The sequence below is a fragment of the Nostoc sp. genome (assembly GCF_036917235.1).
Lineage (GTDB): Bacteria > Cyanobacteriota > Cyanobacteriia > Cyanobacteriales > Nostocaceae > Nostoc.
On the sequence record NZ_JBALDU010000035.1, the window covers coordinates 74786 to 92078 of the forward strand.

General features: G+C 39.9%; 10 protein-coding genes. 3 read left to right on the plus strand and 7 right to left on the minus strand.

The features are described from left to right. The first annotated feature begins 209 nt into the window (after positions 1-209). Entirely contained in the window at positions 210-1250 is a 1041-nt protein-coding gene (locus V7K44_RS12445; RefSeq protein WP_334931810.1) for a retropepsin-like aspartic protease family protein, read from the plus strand. Here V7K44_RS12445 and trpD read toward each other — a convergent pair. The 3 genes from trpD to V7K44_RS12460 form a co-directional block, all read right to left on the minus strand. Then, entirely contained in the window at positions 1180-2247 is a 1068-nt protein-coding gene (trpD, locus tag V7K44_RS12450) for an anthranilate phosphoribosyltransferase (RefSeq protein ID WP_334931812.1), read from the minus strand. The genes V7K44_RS12445 and trpD overlap by 71 nt on opposite strands. Before the next feature lie 80 nt (positions 2248-2327). After that, on the minus strand, positions 2328-3209 hold the full coding sequence (locus tag V7K44_RS12455) for a DNA adenine methylase (RefSeq protein ID WP_334931814.1): 882 nt from the start codon (positions 3207-3209) through the stop codon (positions 2328-2330). Between the two features lie 18 nt (positions 3210-3227). Continuing rightward, positions 3228-4364 (minus strand): hypothetical protein, encoded by a 1137-nt coding sequence (locus V7K44_RS12460; RefSeq protein ID WP_334931816.1) that lies wholly within the window; start codon positions 4362-4364, stop codon positions 3228-3230. 304 nt (positions 4365-4668) lie between these two features. On the opposite strand from V7K44_RS12460, the gene V7K44_RS12465 reads away from it, so the two are divergent. Further along, positions 4669-4848: a high light inducible protein gene (locus V7K44_RS12465; protein ID WP_069071239.1), complete on the plus strand. Its 180-nt coding sequence runs from the start codon at positions 4669-4671 to the stop codon at positions 4846-4848. 102 nt (positions 4849-4950) lie between these two features. On the opposite strand, the gene V7K44_RS12470 is transcribed toward V7K44_RS12465, so the two are convergent. The 4 genes from V7K44_RS12470 to V7K44_RS12485 form a co-directional block, all read right to left on the minus strand. After that, the gene (locus V7K44_RS12470) at positions 4951-6042 is read right to left on the minus strand and encodes a hypothetical protein (RefSeq protein ID WP_334931819.1); all 1092 of its coding nucleotides are present in this window, start codon (positions 6040-6042) and stop codon (positions 4951-4953) included. Between the two features lie 172 nt (positions 6043-6214). After that, complete coding sequence (locus V7K44_RS12475) at positions 6215-9190, minus strand: molecular chaperone (RefSeq protein ID WP_334931821.1); 2976 nt, start codon at positions 9188-9190, stop codon at positions 6215-6217. Between the two features lie 499 nt (positions 9191-9689). Further along, complete coding sequence (locus tag V7K44_RS12480) at positions 9690-10502, minus strand: Rpn family recombination-promoting nuclease/putative transposase (protein WP_334931823.1); 813 nt, start codon at positions 10500-10502, stop codon at positions 9690-9692. A gap of 31 nt (positions 10503-10533) precedes the next feature. Then, the gene (locus V7K44_RS12485) at positions 10534-13080 is read right to left on the minus strand and encodes a proteasome protein (protein ID WP_334931825.1); all 2547 of its coding nucleotides are present in this window, start codon (positions 13078-13080) and stop codon (positions 10534-10536) included. Positions 13081-14010: 930 nt separating this feature from the next. Here V7K44_RS12485 and V7K44_RS12490 point away from each other — a divergent pair. Then, positions 14011-16950, plus strand: coding sequence for a PAS domain S-box protein (locus V7K44_RS12490; protein WP_334931827.1), 2940 nt, complete (start codon positions 14011-14013; stop codon positions 16948-16950). Positions 16951-17293: the final 343 nt, after the last annotated feature.

A 17293-nucleotide genomic window follows, 5' to 3' on the forward strand; every position in this document is an offset into this window, starting at 1 on the left:
AGAGAGGTACAGGGTGGGGAAAACTCTACTCCCTTTCTCTTTACTCCCTTGCTTCTTCCCTAGTATCTAATTCCTAGTACCCAATACTGCGATTGCTAATTATCCCATGAGTTGAGCAATTGGGAGTTTTTAAGATAGTTAATTAAAATTAAAAGGGAATTAAAGTAGCGGGAGTGGATTTGGCAAAGCTTGGGCAGTTAAAATTAATTATGCTTCAGTCTTTTTTATCCCGTGCAACCCTAATTTTTGTATCAAGCGCTCTAGCGGTTTTGTGTGTTGCCTGTAGTGAAGACAAACAGAACACTGCGATTGTTGGCAATGAGCAACAAACACCAGTTGGGGATCTTGCATCAAGAAAGCCTACCGTTGAACCAGTAAGACCAGCAGCTAGCCCAGAAGCGCAGCCGCTAGATCCGTTTGAAAGTGAACCAAGTCTTTTTGAGATCGGACGAGACAAAGCTGTTGGCGCTTGGAGTATCAGCCAATCGGCTCAATCTCCAGATGATTGGAAGTTGGTGGCGAGTCAGTACCAGGAGGCGATCGCGCTGATGCAAAAAGTACGGCGACAAAGCCCAGAATTTGCGATCGCTCAAACCAAAATTAAGGAATATCGCCGCCAAGTTAAATATGCCCAACAGCAAGCTAATCCCCGCCCTGTTGTAGTTAGAGAACCTCAGAAAATAGTCGTTGTTGTTCCTCAAAGAGAAACCACACCAAAGTTCACTTTACCTCCTATACAAGTAAAACCGTTATCACCAGAGCCAGGTTTGCCGTCATCAGCAGTGGTGATTCCCGATGAAGCAGTATTTACAGCGCCGATAAAAAGACGAATTGGTGGTACGCCAATTGTGGAAGTCACCTTCAATGGCCAGCAACAATTTGAGATGATTGTCGATACTGGAGCAAGTGGCACTGTAATTACCCAAGATATGGCTAATGCTTTGGGAATCGTGACAGTGGGAAAAGCTAAGGCAAACACCGCGAGTTCTAGAGCGGTAGAATTTCCCGTGGGCTATGTTAATTCGATGGCAGTTGGCGGGGTAATAGTGAATAAAATACCAGTTGCGATCGCAGGTGCGGAACTAGAAACTGGACTTTTAGGACATGACTTTTTTGGTAACTACGATGTCACCATTAAGCGTAATGTCGTAGAGTTTCGCCCGCAATTGCGATCGCAAATCAATCCGCCAGAAACTCAACTAACTCCTCCAACTTCGTCCAAGCAGCCCCACTTTGTAGGATATCCTTAGCAATTTTAATGCCTTGGGCGTGATCTAGAAGTGCGATCGAACCTCCTACTTGCAGTGCCAACGAGGCATTCAAAGCTACTGCATCCTGTTGCGCCTGAGTTCCCTTACCTTGGAGTACCGCCTTGAGAATCACCGCATTCTCTTGGACATCTCCACCCCGAAGCATACCTATGGAAGCAGGCGTTAAATCTAAATCTAGGGGATTAATGGTAGTTAGCTGCACTTCTCCGTCTGATAACACCGCCAAATCAGTTTCATCTCCTAACCCAGCCTCATCAAGTTTTTCTCGTCCGTGCAGCACAATCGCCTTTTCCTTGCCCAAATTCTGTAAAGCCTCGGCAACTGTTGCCAAAAGCTTAGGAGTAAATAAGCCCACTACCTGCCCAGTTGGACGCAAGGGATTTACTAACGGCCCGAGCAAATTAAAAATTGTTCGCACCTTCAAAGTCCGCCGTAATGACGCAACCGCTTTGAGTGCTGGATGCCAACCAGGGGCAAACAAGAAAGTGATCCCGACTTCTTGTAGTGCGGCTTGTACTTTTTCACTAGAGGCACTCAAGTTTACACCCAAAGCTTCCAATACATCTGCACTTCCTGTGAGACTTGAGGCTGAACGATTGCCGTGTTTGGCGACAGGTATACCAGATGCTGCGGCGACAAATGCAACGGCTGTAGAAATATTAAAGGTTGATGAACCATCTCCACCAGTGCCACAGGTATCTATTACAGTGCTGAGTTCTAAGTGCTGAGTGCTGAGTGGGGAACATTGAGATTGTAATACTTCAGCCATGCCGGTCAACTCGTCGGCAGAAATGCCTCTAAAGTTCAATGCTGTTAAAATAGCCCCTGACAACTCTCGGGGAACCGCTTCACTGAGCCAACCTTGCATCAATTCAGCAGCTTGATTACGGGATAAGGATTGGCCATCAATTAATTGTTGTAGCAGGACATACCAGCTAGCAGAGAATTCTTGAGCAGGGATTGAGGGAGTTATCATAGCTAAGGTTTGTATGTTGTAGCTATATTGAGAGCTATGGGGTTATCCTACCGGAAAATTGGAAGCTATCAAAGTTAGGTTTAAATCTCAAGGCTTAATTGCAAAGCTGGATTAGCAAGATTCTGAACTTGTGATTTTTTATCCAAATCAAGTTTAACTTCGTAGTTAGTAATGAATAACTCTTTTCCTTTAGCTGCACCACTCTGCTTATAGTTATTCATCCCATACTGTAATTCCCACTCTGAAATATTAGCCCATTGAAAATTTTCTCGAATGTGCGATGAGTCATCGTAGGTAATTAGCCAGCGATGATGACATTGTTGCAAAAGGTTAGCAAACCTCTGATGTTCAAAAGAAGTGTGCAAGTCACCATCTTTACCATATAGCTTTGATTTCGTAGCACTAAAATATGGCGGATCTAAAAATAAAAATACATCTTCACTTTCTGATTTTAATAGGTGGCTGTAATCTAAATTAGTAATTTGGACATTTTCTGAGAGAATATTTTCTAACTTTTCTAGCCGTTCTATTGAAGAATCAGTAAATCTTTTATGAAATGCTTGTTCAGAAAAACCGCCTGATTCTACAGTTCCTGAAAAAGTAATTCTATTGAGTACGAAAAAGCGAACTGCTCTTTCTAAATCAGATAAATTATTGACATCTACGCTAGTTAATTCTGCAAATAATAATTTACCATCTGTATATTTAACTTTAATATGCCGAATTTCTTGAACTAACTGGGCTAGATCGGATTGAGCAAACTTCCAGAATAAGAATAGTTCGCGGTTTAAATCATTAATCCAAATTTTGATATGAGGAAACTTTTGTCTTATATAAATAAATACAGAACCACCACCTACAAAAGGTTCTCTAAATTCAGAAAAGCTTTCTGGTAAGTATTCAGATATTTGATTAATTGCTTTTGACTTACCACCAGGATATCGCAGAGGACTTTTGATCATAACCAAAAATTATAAGGTTTAAAAATTACTGGATACTTCTATTTGAAGTTTCTGATTATTTTCAGCTTCTAAAGCCAATTTTTTAATAATTATTTTTTGATTTGTATTAAAACTTTTAATATTAACTTCTAAAAAATATTTGAGTTCTTCTAGTGATGCATCTGGAAAGACAATAGAACCAATAATATTGTTACCTGTAAGCTTGAGCTTTGTAGCAAATAATACTTCCTGACCATTCAATATTAAAGAATCTAAATTAGAAAATAAAATTAGCTTGAATAAGCCATCTTGAATATCAGGGAGCTTTGGCAAAGATGCTGTTGAAGTATTTTTTGACTCTTGTATAATATAAGTGTTGTTCTCGAATATTATCTCATCAGGAGTCAAATAGTAAATTCCGCCAAGATAGTTTTCAATACTAAAAGTTGCTTTTAATCCATCCACTAAACATTCTAGCTTATGAGAAGTCAGCGCTTCTCTCTTACTAGCACTCTGAGAACCTTTAAGAGAAATATTCTTAAATTCCTCAAACTCTTCTCTGATTTTATGTAAATATTTATCTAATCCTTCTCGTGAGTGAATTATTACTCCAGTTTGATGAAAAATCGAATCATAAGAATCTAGAGCTTTTTCAAACGTTTGTGTAAATCTTTCTTCAAATAGATTATTATTCCAATGAAGTGCGCTTTGGCGATATGCTAATATTTCACTGATTTGAAATTTAACAAAATCATTAGCAAATTTCTGATTACTCAACTTATTCTTATCAATTTGCCCTTTTTTAGTACTTTTTTTTGCTGTTTCGTAATAAGCAAGTACTATATAGATATTAAGCAAATTCATCCAAGAAATTGTAGAGTATTGAATTTTATCTATATCGCCATCTTTGCCCTCATCTTTAATCACTGGGATAATAGTTATAACTTTCGAGGAATTATATGTATTATAAATTCTCGCAAATGGGTAACTTCTGGTTCTCTTAGGTGAGACCCATTTTGAATAAGCAATTTCAGTTGTAGGTGACTTGATTAATCCATAACCCCTTTCTTTATTGACATCAAATACATCTAAACTAATCCTACTTAAATTATCATCCAAGTAAGTTTTATAGGTCACTCCTTTGATAAATCCTGTAAAATGAAGAACTTCTGCCATATATCCAAATTTTTCTTAATATTTCTTTTTGCCATAGTTTAGTTCAGCACTGGTTATTAAAGCATAGAAATGACCAAGCAAGAGTTAATTTCCTCCTGAATGGCTACAGTTTTCTGAAGTAATTGGCTGTTGGGGCGTAGCTTGCCCTCATAGGCGATCGCAAACCTACCAACAAAAAACTACGTAGCCGTAATATCTCTTACTGAATTTTATCTATAGTTTATGTTGCATTTTCGTAAAAGTCTGTTACATTACTTTACAGACAGTGATAACTGTTACAACATAAAAGCTCGGAGTATTATTTATGGCAGACGTTAAGAAGACTACGCCTTCGGTTTCAGAAGATCCTAATGCTTTGCGGTGGGGCTTCACTCCTCAGAGCGAAAACTGGAACGGTCGTTTTGCAATGATTGGTTTTTTATCCGCTGTTGCACTTGAAGTATTTTCTGGTCAAGGGATTTTACACTTCTGGGGCATCCTTTAGATTTAAACGTTTTTAGCTTCATTAGATTATGAGGCAAGGCGGAGATTAGTAAAATTGTCTGCCTTGCCTCATAATCTCAAGAATTAGAAAAGTTGCTAGCAGCTAGCGTGATGAGCGAAATATTACACGCCCTGGAGATTCTTCTTGATTAATTCGCGCATACACTCGAAGACAAGTTAAGACTTCGCCAGGAATACCACCACAGTCTAGTTGTAAGTCATCCTTGGATAAAGCACAGATATCTGCATAAAGTCCCGATAATTGGCGAATTCGCACTTCATTACCTGCATTAATAGCTTCATCAGCGACTTTCTTCAGGATGCGCCGTGATTCATGTTGTAGCTTTCCCCACCAAGAATAGCGTTCAGCGGGTGGTACGAATATTAGGGAATGTATAGCCTCGTCCATATCAATCCAGGCACGGAGAATTGATAGGGGATCGGTGTTTTTTTCTGCTTTTTGAGTGCGTTGGAAGCGATCGCTTAAAGCCTCAATATATTGATCGCGCTGTTCTGGTTTAGAGTGTAAGGAAATGACATCAAAACTAAAAACGCTCTTTAAAGCATGATGTAAATCTGGGTCAATTTCAATAAAATTCATATATAAAAATAGGAATGCCGCTGGTAAATCAGATGCATTGCCTTGGGTAACTAGTGGATTTGAAAGTGCTTGTTGATATAAGCACAATCCCTGAGTTTGAATAGTACCACTAAGTCCGGGGTAGATAATTTCATCGCGGATAAAGGGAAGTTGATAAAGGTTAGAATTATCTGCGATCGCACCAACTTTTTCAGCCATATCTAAGGTACGCTGTTGCCAAGATGCAGCCAAATCCTCTGGAACTCGCAGCAGTTTGCGTTGAATCTCATTCCACAAGTCTGAGTCTGTTTGGCTTTGTAGTTGGGAATTACCCAGATAATAACTAAGTTCTGAGTCAGAATTAAAAGCTTCTCGAAGGTGGCTTAATTTTAACTCATCTTGTGTATCTTCCCAACCAGTATTTTGCTGTGGGGGTGAAGGTTCCAACAGGTTATGGAGTTCTTGCAGCACCTCATCGCATATTTTAGATCCTGGATCTAGTGGTAATTCTGTGTGAGCCTGATTTAAAGTAGCCTCTAGTCCATACAAACTAAACCGCAGTAATTGGGCTAACTCTGAGTTTTCTATCTCTAATAATTGACGCAAGTGCTGCATAAATATCACCTCCAAATATATTCATAGAATTAAACTTGGCAAACCTCTGCGCCCCTTTTCGTTTAAAAATATTAATTTTTATTTAACGCAGAGGAACGCATTCGCGTTCGCTTTAGCGTCTCTGAAAGAGAAGCGTCTCGCAGAGAAGGTTAGCGCAGAGGAACACAGAGGTTTAATGTATGCCACAAAAGGGATCGCGTTCTTTATCAACTTCATTAGGTTGCAATTCTAATTCAGCACGATAAACACATCCTTCTTCTTTCAAGCATTCTTGATTTTGTGATGTCCAGTAAGGCACTTCACCAGCGTGCATCCTTAGAATACCTCGATCGTCGAGAGTTACACGATATTGGCAAGGGTAATCTGTGGTTATATCTGGTTTACTGAGTGCGCCAATTCTTATCCATTTTTTGCTATTGGTTTCGGCATCTGTTTGATAAACATAAAAGGTGTGCTGGCCAGTTTGTGGGAATGGAGGTAAGGGATTACTAATTAACCCAATTCCTGGTTGCGTCACACCATCGCGGAGATAGTGAAATTTTTGGAACGTTTTACTACCATCATTTCCTACTTCAAATACAAGATGATAGGCATCTGGTTGATCGACAGTTGCTGACTCAATTACATTGACGGCAATATCACCATCATTTAAGTCTTTATTGAAGCCTTCTACAGCTATATTCCAATTCAATTTACCATCAGCAAATAGCGCTGAAGTTTCTGAAACTACCGCTTCTAAATCAATACCAGAAATATCAATCAAGTAATGGGGATTTCCCTGACAAAGCAACACGTTAAATTCGAGAGTTTGGTCAATTTCAAACTGGACTTTGATTTTTTTCAGAAATTCTGCTTCTGGCATTTCCAGTTGATTCATGAGGTTTTTGCCGTCAAAGCTTCCCCATAGTCGTAAATCTCCCTCTTCGTAATCTTGACGGTAGATAATGTTAGTTAATTGTATGCCTTGCCAATGAGTACGAACTTTAGCAACAGTTTCCCAAGGTGCGAGTTGATAGAGCTCTTGTCCAGCTTTGAATATAGTTAGTAAATCGTTGCTTTGGGTTTTGCGTTTGAAGTTGCAGGGCAAATAATAAAAGAGGTTTTTGACATCAATTTCTAGCTGGTTTGCTCCTTTACGCAGCAAGCTTTTAGACTCTTCTGGATCGAATCTCAATCTTCGTAACTTTTCGGCATAGCAAGCCCCGGCGGATGTAGCCAGCTTGGTAAATTCCAACACAAAAGTAATTCGTTCTGGATTCCAGACAAAATATGGAGATTTACTAAATTCTTGGTAAATTTGGCGCTGTACTATGTCTAAATTACAAGTTTTTCCAGACAAAATTAACCAATCAACTTTTTGAGAATTCCAAGAATCTTTGGTGAGTTCGTCGGGACGCAAACGACTTTCCATTAATCCTTTGGCAATCCCGATCGCTTCTTTAATTCCAGATGCGGCGGCTCGTTCAAATTGTTGGTTATTTAAGGTGACACAGATGTTATTTGGATCTTGGACTTGCAATTTAACGGCGCTTTGGGTGAGCAATTCAGAAATTTGCTGCTCAGAAAGTGTGAAGGTTAATAGAGAATTCTCTGCTGGTGGCTTTTGCCCAAGTTTAAGTTTGGCTGCTTCTGCATAATCCCAGAGAATATAAAAAGATTGCAGACGTTGAGGTGCTTGTTGCCAACGGGTGGGCAATACTTTCTCAGCAGTATCTAGGGCATCTTTGTAAGAAATATCACCTTCAGGATTCTCTCTATCCAGACATTTTAAAAGACTGCCAGTTTTAAATTTGCCTTGTTCTAAGAAGCGCTCGTTTAACTCAGAGTTAATTAAATCTTCTAGCTTTTCATTTTCAATATCACCTGTTGTTACTGCTGTCAATAAAAAGTCTGCGATCGCAACCTTTAATAATCGAAAAATTCGCAGTGTAATTAACTCACCACCTAGCTGTAAATGACCAGATGAACCTAATAGTTTGGGAGTGAGTTTATAGTAACGTCCTCCTAAACCTCGGTCTTCATAATCAGCAAAAGCTGGGGTTTTATCTTCTAAAGTCAGTTCGATTAAAGCTAAGTCTGTAGTTCCGCCGCCGATATCCAAAACGAGGACATTTTGTGACCATTTATTTCCTACTTGGCGACAACGAGTTTTGAATGACTCAATGCCAATGTTGAGATTACCACCAAATTCTCGCCATAAAAAGAATATTGCCACAGAAACGGCTTCATCATAAGCAGTTTGTACATCATCGATCCCCAACTGCTCAACCAGTTCTCTAACTTCTTTACGAACAACTGGAGGAGCGACTGTTGGGTAGGTGACAACTGCTGTTAAAAAATCTCCTTCCGAAAATCTGCGTCGTGCGTGTTGGCGATAATCTTCAGTTAACTCGATTAAATGCGCCCAAGCAGATTGGATTAACTGATTTGCGGTAATTGTTTCTTCTTCACCATCCAAAATAATTGAAAACGATCGCTCCTGGCCAAAATAACGTTTGGGTGAATGGTGAAACCTGCTGATAATTTCCTTTAAAGAACCGCTTGTACCTTGAGCGATCGCTTTTTTTCGGTTATCTCTAGCTTCCCTTCCCATCCGTAGTTTTAAGTCTTCTAAATGCGAAATTTCCGACTCGCTGGGAATTTCCGTATCGCGGCGATCGATATCCAGCACAACTGGGATCAGATTTTGTGACTCTAGGGTAGGGACGCGGAACACCTCATGATAAATTTGGTAAAGTTTTTTGCTGACAGCACGGCGGAATCTCTCGCTGTTTCCTAAAGAAAGTTCAATTTGGCGAATTGCTTCCAAAAATCGCTCTTTATTATCACTTTCAAATACTTCGCTCAATCGGCTGGGTTCTATCTCCAAATTTTTGCTAATTTCTGTGATAAACTTTGCCCAATCATCAGCGCTGACATCCGGTAAAGCCACAGATACGGGAGAACTTAGCCATTGCGATAAGCGATCGCGCAACCGCATTTCTTGTTCTTTTGGTAAGATTTCTGCGATCGGTACTTCCATTGGATCGAAAAGTGTGACTGTCGAATTCGATGTACCAAAATCTAAAGCAAACCATCCCGGAAATCTTTTTTGTTGTTTCTCGCTTGGTTCGCGATCGCTATAGTTATTTAATTGGAAAGGGTTCATTATAGTATCACTTTCTGTTGTTTATTTTATAGCTGGCTAAAAACTGTAATATTGCATTATAAAATTACAAATTCAGAGAATCCTTATGGTAAAAACTTTTAATTTTTGCTCCTGTACCACTGATTCTGTTTAGCACTGGCTTTTTTATTTAGCGCGATATCTACGCCTACGCTTTTAGATGAAAGGACGTAGGCGTAGCTCAAACTAGGCATTGCTATGAAAATTACGGTATGTTACTAAGTTGATGTTGAAGACTGTTGCTCAGTTGCAAGTCTTACTTGTTCGATAGTTAAATCAAGTAACTGGGAAACCTCTTCTATAGAAATACCATAATCTAAACACCGAGGTATAAGTTCAAGTTTTACTTTTTCTAGTGCTTCTTGTCGTCCTTCTTATTTAGCTTTTCGATAAACCCTAGTTTCTTGTAACGTAATTTCAAACATTGCCTCTACCTCTTCACTACTTAAGTTTGCAAATTTATAACCAGTAATTGTTGTGATTACTCAGCTGCAAGTCTTACTTGTTCGATGGTTAAATTAAGTGATTGGGCAACCTCTTCCATCGACATACCAAGGGCTAAGAACTGAGGTACAACTTCAAGTTTTGCTTGTTCTCGTCCTCGTTGTAGTCCTAGTTCTAGTCCTAGTTCTATCCCCTCTTGTTTAGCTTCTTGATAAACCCTAGTTTCTTCTAACTTAACTCCTAACATTGCTTCTACCTCTTCACGACTTAAGTTTGCGAATTTATAAACTGCAATTGTTGTGATTACATCTATTATCTCCTTCTTAGCCAAGAGAGTTATCTCTTCTTGTTGCACCCGCTCAATTAAACGTTTCGCTTCCCGAACCATTTGAGTCTCTGAAGCAATAGTCAACAGCATCAAACTGATACCTACTTTGTACTCATCAGGACTACCTAACTCATCTAAATAAATTCGTTGTACTTGAGAACTGTTCAGTAACGATCTGTGAATATTGGTTTTTTCCGGTTCCAAGCTGCGAGATTGTAAAATAATTACCCCGTACCAGTCATCGTAAAGCGAAGGGTTACGATACATATACAGCATGGATTCGGTGAAAAATCGATGGTACAGTAACTCATCCTTTTGGAATTGTACCTCAGCAAAAAAGATCGTCTGAGAGGTTGCATCCGGTGGAGGTAAAAATACCCCATCAATCCGAAATGTTGGTTCTTTAACCTCAACTGATTCAAAGCGATAGCTAGCAGCTTCAGGCGGTGGTTGTTCTACTAACTCGAAAAACAATCCTGGGACACGCTTGAAAATTGTATAAAAAATTGCATCACGTCTCACAAATACATCCTCATATCTCTAAGCGATCGCCTCATCTCAAATCCAAATCATCTGAGGGAGAAACAGCCGCTATTTCAGCAATAATTTGCAACCAAGTAGGAATTTGGATCTCAGATGGCAATTCGCCAGCCGCCAAATATCTTAGCAAAGTTTCTTTTTTTGAAAGGTTTTGCAAACTAGGAATAATTTGATCCAAAATGCCTTCTAGTTCGGCATTTATTTGCTGATTAACTTCGCTAACATACTGCACAAGATGGAGGCTGGCACTAGCAGTAATTTCATCTCGCAGTCGCAGTACTAAAAGTTGGTGATTGCTGGATCTGGGTAAGCCTTGGCTTTTCTCTGGTGCCCAATCAAAGATTTGACCAACGTTGTGTTTATCGTCTTGACGTGCTAAAGGAAAGATAATTTCGGGTGCAACGGTTTTGTCTTTACTACTGATTTCAGCGATGATTGCTTCTTTCCATTCGTTAGGATCGCATCCTAGTAATAATTTGTAAAAGAGATCGGCATCTTCAAAACCAAATTTTTCTTCGATTTCTTGTTCCATTTCTGGATGGAAAAATGCCTGCAATTGTTCGCGTTCTGGGGCTATATAATTTGATAATTGGCTCAACAAATCTACCACTGCTTGCTGAATGCGATCGCGCGCAAAATCTTCTACTTCTTTAACGGTTTTCTCAAATACTGGATAAAAATCATCGCTCTTAGTTGGAAGGGAAGTATTTACGCGGTTTCCCCGATCGAATAATTTCCCAGCTGCACCTTTAGATTCTGCCAGAGCGATCGCTCCATTATTGGCTTTGTTGAAGAGTAAAGTCCACTGGTTCCAATTAAGGATTCTAAAGGTAAGTTCGTCTTTAACTACATCGCTGACAACAACACCGCGCCGATCTTTAAGTGGTTCTTTCCCGATATCTTTTTGAAAATTTCTGTAGGTTTTATCTAAGCTTTCGACCACAAAACGCAATTCGATAAAAGCGGGACTATCGCCTGTGGGGATGCCTTGATCGTGAATTTCATCTATGATGTCTTTCAAGTGATCTTGTTGCTGACTCACCACATCAGCAGCTCTTCTAGTATCTTCATAGAGTTGCTTTAGACCATGAGTTGCTACGTGGGTTTGAATCAATTCCCGCAGCTTACTAAGTCCCCCATCTTGACTAAAGTAACCTAGCTGTCTGCCTAAATAGCTACGGGTGTTAGATTCTAGCAGCCGTTCACTTAATAGCTCCCATTTCTGTTGTAGGCGTTTAGACCGATCTAGATAATCAGGATAGTCTAAGTTAGCCAAAAATTCTGGTGAACCTGCTTTCACGGTACTAGAACGTTTTGCTAATTCAGCCAACCCCAACAGTGGCGATAGTAAAACGATGCGGTCTTTTTCGGTTGTAAATGCTGCTGCACCGTCAATGGTAGTTTGCAGAACTTTGAGTTTTTGGAGAACCGTTTCCTCTTCTAAATGGCTATCTTCAATCAGATGGTCAAGTTCTCTTTCGCCACCCTCGCTATCTAGAGGTAGTTGATCGAAACGACCCACACCGACGAGAATTAAATCTTTCAGGTCTTGTCCCGGTCGCTGCTGCTGCATCATCGTGAAGATTTTATTGGCGCGATCGCTACCCGGAGATTTACCATTTAGCAATACCAAAATTGTCTGTACTTCTGCCAATTCCCGCAATGACAAAAAGGTATCCCTAGCCCCGGAATTAGCAGCCCCCAATCCCGGAAAATCGATGAGAATAAATTTAGCTGCGTCTGCAAAATCCCAAATTTCCCGTGAGATTTTCACATCAATATCTACGCGGCGGATCAGTGGAAAGCTATTCTGTAACAACTTTGTTGGTAGCCTTTGGGGCGGACTCGGTAATCGGATGTGTGCTGGGGGCAGATCCTCGAATTTCAGAGTTTGGATTGCCATTGGCTGCTCGACTAGCTGTAGCCCCTCGCGGGCAGTCACCGCATCAATCTGGTAGTGCCCACCACACATAACTTCCCCATAAGCTTGATAAGCGCGCAGGAATAATACCAACTCCCGGAGTAAATAACGTAGCTCTAAATTGTTACTGCTATTCCAGGCTTCTTCACACCAGCTAATAATATCGTTGCCAGAGTTGAGTTTCGATACTGGTATCGGAGGAAGCCCTGCTGCTGTCGTGCGTTTATGGGCTTCCCCTAACATAAAGCGTAGACACTCATGTACTCCTTCATGAGAAAGATACTCAACCGTAAAATTACTTAATTGTGTCGTGGCAAAATCGTCTTGCGGGATAATATGTATGGCGGTAACATTACCTGTAGTGGGGTTTTCACTGACTGGCAAAGCATCTGCATATCCAATTAGACTGCCTAAAAGTAAGGTTTTTCCACTACTGAATTCCCCCATCACACCAATTTTGACAGGCGAAGTTGCCAGGTCTACAGTTTTCTGGGCAGCCGATCGCAAACGAAGAAGACAGTCATCAAGACTAGCTGGAACCCAATCTTCTTGCTTAGAAGGGTACTGGGGCACAGAATCTATCTTTCGGAGGATGAATTCGCCGTACTCCTTAAAACGGCCTAGTTGATCTGGTTCCATAAAGTAGTTTCCGCCTAACATTAATTTCTGTGAGCTTTATAACATATAAAATGTGATTTCCAGTAATTGTTGCAACCTGTTGATATCACATTTAGCATTTCTCTCATTTAATTTGCAATTTTGCTATAGCAATCCTAAATCATTTGTGAGATTTGTGAATTCTGTTTTTGTTCTGTTTTATTTGGCATACTTATCTACGAGGAAGCAAGCTATACTTAGTGTCTTGTAGAGAAACGGTTAGTCATCACTTAGATTTCTCATAACTCAGATAGGATTGCTATATAAGGCATTTTGACTAGTCAAGACAATTTTAAAAAATTGGGTTTTGTTGGGAACAATAAAAAATAATACATTCATCATCATCCAGAATTATAAATAAATAAAGTTGGTTTTTATACCACTAATTAGATAAAAATTCCTGAATACAGATGTGGCTCTGTAACTCTTTTATACCCATTGTTATAAGCAAGCTAGAGCCATCAGCCAGATTCTAATTCATGCTGAATTCATCTTGATAAAAAATCAATATTTATTTTGGATAAAATTCTTGATTATTATGAATTTATTATAAAGACATCAACGCTTTGCAGAGAATCATATAGTTTTAGGAAAGCTGAATCAGGTTTTTCAGCAATGCAATCACCTTGCTAAGATGAATTTATTGGCGATTTCAAAAATAAACAAAGTCAAAGAAGCTCCCTGATATATAGATTAGTTTAAATCTCACAAAAAATGCTGAAGTTAATCTTAATGATAACTTCAGCATTTTTTCGATTTATTTACAGTAAAAGAGGAATTTCTGCCGATATAAAAATAAATAAAGTATTAAGATCGTTAGCAGGTTGGTATAAACAAGATTATATCCATGTATTAACAAATCATATTTTCAGACTACTACTTTAATAATTTAGGCAGAGCAGGCAGGCAAAAGTGTTTTCTAAAAAGGTGCAGAGCTACGTTAACCAAATCATAGTTGAAGAGGAAGAAATACAACAGCATGAAAAAGTATTTTGTCAGCAAACGGATACTGCTCCTCTGATGATTTGGATGTCTGGATGCAATGCACTTTACTGTTACTTCAATTCCAATTGGCTGAAATTTACTGGAACACATCTAACAACAGCCGCGTTTGCATCTGCGCGAGAAGAGGAGATAGGCAATATCTGGACTTGCAGCGTCCATTCAGAAGATAGACAGCAATGTGAAGATATATACCTGAGAGCATTTGCGACGCATGATTCCTTCCAGAGGCAATATCGCCTGCGTGGAGCTGATGGTGAATATCGCTGGATTTTAGATACAGCCGCGCCACGATTTGCAGCAGATGGTAGCTTTGTCGGTTACATCGGTTATTGTATCGATCTAACAGAAGTGCCGATAGGGATAAGTCAACCTTCCCTAACAGAAAGCTGTTCGCCATCTAGAAATTCCTCTCGTCGCCTACGTAAAATTACAGATAGAGAACGGGCGATAGAATTAGCAAAAGCATTAGAGCAACTGCAAACTGAAATTAGCAAACGCCAAGCAGTTGAAGCACAGTTACGCCAAAAAACATCAGAATTTGCAGCGATTTTGCAAGTACTTCCTGATTCATACTTTCGCCTTGATGCTGCTGGAAGTATTCTTGATTACAAGCAAGGATTGAACCAGAGTCTGTATATTCCACCAGGAGATAGTCAGGGCAAGAGTTTGCGAGAATGCTTACCAACTGCTGTAGGCGATCGCTTCCATCAAGCAATAAATCAAGTAATTGAAACTCAATATGAAGTCAGTTTTCAATATACCTTACCGCTACCAGAAAAAAACAATAATTTTGAAGCTAGATTATTACCATTACCAGACCAGCAAATCATAGTTCTAATCCGCGACACCAGCGACAACATCCAAGCAGCCTTAATAGAAAGTAATGCCAAGTTCCGCAGCATTGTGGAAAATGCCAACAACGTTATTTTTGCGTTGACACTTGAAGGAATATTTTCCTACGTTTCTCCTAACTGGACTGAGATTTTTGGGCATGAGGTTGCAGAGGTTGAAGGCAAATCTTTTATTCCGTTTATACATCCTGATGATGTGCATATCTGTGTCGATTATTTTCAAAGAATTTTGACAACAGGCAAGAAACAAGAAGCAATTGAATATCGAGTCCAACACAAAAATGATAGTTGGCGATGGCATACAAGCAACTCATCTGCGATTAAAGACGCTAATGGCAATATTTTATACTTCGTTGGTATTTGCCATGACACCACCGATCGCAAAGAAGCAGAAATTGCACTCAGAGAAAGCGCCCAGCGAGAAGCACTACTCAATCGTCTTTCTAATCAGATTCGAGCTTCTTTGGATCTCAATCACATTGTGGAAACCGCAGTGCAGGAGATTCATAACTTATTTCAGATCGATCGCTGCGCCTTTTTTTGGTATCGGCAAGACGCTGATGTACCATCCTGGGAAAGAGTATATGAGGCGAAAAGTTCCTCTTTACCCTGTCTACTTAAACAACAAGAAGCAACTAATGGAGAAATTGAACTAATCGCAGCCAAAACTTTGAACGGAGAAATCATCCGTATTAATGATGCTGAGACTATGGGCGATTCCATAGCAAAGCAGTTTTTGCAGGATTTTGGTTTTACTGCCTTTATGTCGCTGCCTGTACACACCCAATCTGGCGAAATTGGTGCATTTAGCTGTGGTTATTGTAGTGGCTTTCGGCCTTGGTCAAACAACGAAGTAGAATTATTACAAGCAGTTACAGTTCAACTAGCGATCGCCATTGACCAAGCTAAACTTTATACCCAAAGTCGCATTGCTGCCCAAACTGCCCAAGACAAAGCCCAGCAACTAGAAGCAGCACTCCTAGAACTTCAACAAACTCAAGCCCAACTGATTCAAACTGAAAAAATGTCCAGTTTGGGACAATTGGTTGCAGGTATTGCCCACGAAATCAATAATCCCGTCAATTTCATCTACGGCAATATTAGCCACGCCAGTGAATATACCAAAGACTTGCTGCACTTAGTAGAACTTTATCAACAAAACTACTACCCACCAACACCAGAGATTAACCAACAAATCTGCGACATTGATTTAGACTTTCTCAAGCAAGATTTACCCAAAATCCTGGAGTCTATGAAGATGGGATCTGAACGCATTCGGCAGATTGTCCTGTCTTTACGCAATTTTTCTCGCCTTGATGAAGACGGTACAAAGGCAGTGGATATTCATGAAGGTATGGATAGTACCTTGCTCCTGTTGCAAAATCGCCTAAAAGCCAAACCAGGATATCCCGAAATTCAAGTAATTCGAGACTACGGCAACCTGCCACCAGTAGTGTGTCACGCTGGACAGATGAATCAGGTGTTTATGAATCTGCTGACAAATGCGATCGATTCTTTAGAAGAGTCATTTGTCAATAGCCATACCTTGCAGAAAGGTGAAGCGCCTATGTCATTAGTAAATAACACTGAACAAAGTGAACAAAGGACAAATGAACGGCAGTTGCTTCTCCTGTCACAGACGCTGCGCGTAGCTTGCTTAAGAGCAGAGGTACAAGCCGGGAAACCCGTCCAACGCACTGCTTCCCAAGGACAAATGACTTTTCCACAAATTCGCATTCGCAGCCTTATTCAAGAAGACTATGTAATCATTAGCATTGCTGACAATGGCCCAGGCATGACTGAGGAAGTACGCAAACGCCTATTTGACCCCTTCTTCACTACAAAACCTGTGGGTAAAGGCACGGGTATGGGATTATCCATTAACTACCAAATTATAGTCCAAAAACATGGAGGACAGATCCAGTGTATTTCAGCACCAGGACAAGGTGCTGAGTTTGTTGTGATGATTCCACTAAAGCTAGAACCCTCAACGTAGATATCACCCAATAGAGATATGAGTGAAAAAATGTAGAGATGTAATACTGCTATGCCTCTAGAAGGGTTCTGGATAACGCATATTTAATTTCACCAAATACCTAATCTTAATCTAAGCTTAATTAAAACTTAACCTAATAGTTGTTAACTAAGATTAACTCACTTTTTGCTGCAACATTTGAACCCCCTCAATAACCTAAAATTTACAGGAATTGGGGGGATTATTTCTTTTAGTATAAAAAATTAGGTTTTAAAAACGTTGTAAGTTGTAATGGTAGTACTATCTTTGCGTAGGCATAGCCCAACCCAGACGATGTACACAACGAATTGCACCTACGCACCTG

Excerpts from the sequence above, each read along its gene's own strand:
- trpD (WP_334931812.1), bottom strand. The coding sequence starts at position 2,247 with ATGATAACTCCCTCAATCCCTGCTCAAGAATTCTCTGCTAGCTGGTAT.
- V7K44_RS12475 (WP_334931821.1), bottom strand. The coding sequence starts at position 9,190 with ATGAACCCTTTCCAATTAAATAACTATAGCGATCGCGAACCAAGCGAG.
- V7K44_RS12445 (WP_334931810.1), top strand. The coding sequence starts at position 210 with ATGCTTCAGTCTTTTTTATCCCGTGCAACCCTAATTTTTGTATCAAGC.
- V7K44_RS12470 (WP_334931819.1), bottom strand. The coding sequence starts at position 6,042 with ATGCAGCACTTGCGTCAATTATTAGAGATAGAAAACTCAGAGTTAGCC.
- V7K44_RS12455 (WP_334931814.1), bottom strand. The coding sequence starts at position 3,209 with ATGATCAAAAGTCCTCTGCGATATCCTGGTGGTAAGTCAAAAGCAATT.
- V7K44_RS12485 (WP_334931825.1), bottom strand. The coding sequence starts at position 13,080 with ATGGAACCAGATCAACTAGGCCGTTTTAAGGAGTACGGCGAATTCATC.
- V7K44_RS12465 (WP_069071239.1), top strand. The coding sequence starts at position 4,669 with ATGGCAGACGTTAAGAAGACTACGCCTTCGGTTTCAGAAGATCCTAAT.
- V7K44_RS12460 (WP_334931816.1), bottom strand. The coding sequence starts at position 4,364 with ATGGCAGAAGTTCTTCATTTTACAGGATTTATCAAAGGAGTGACCTAT.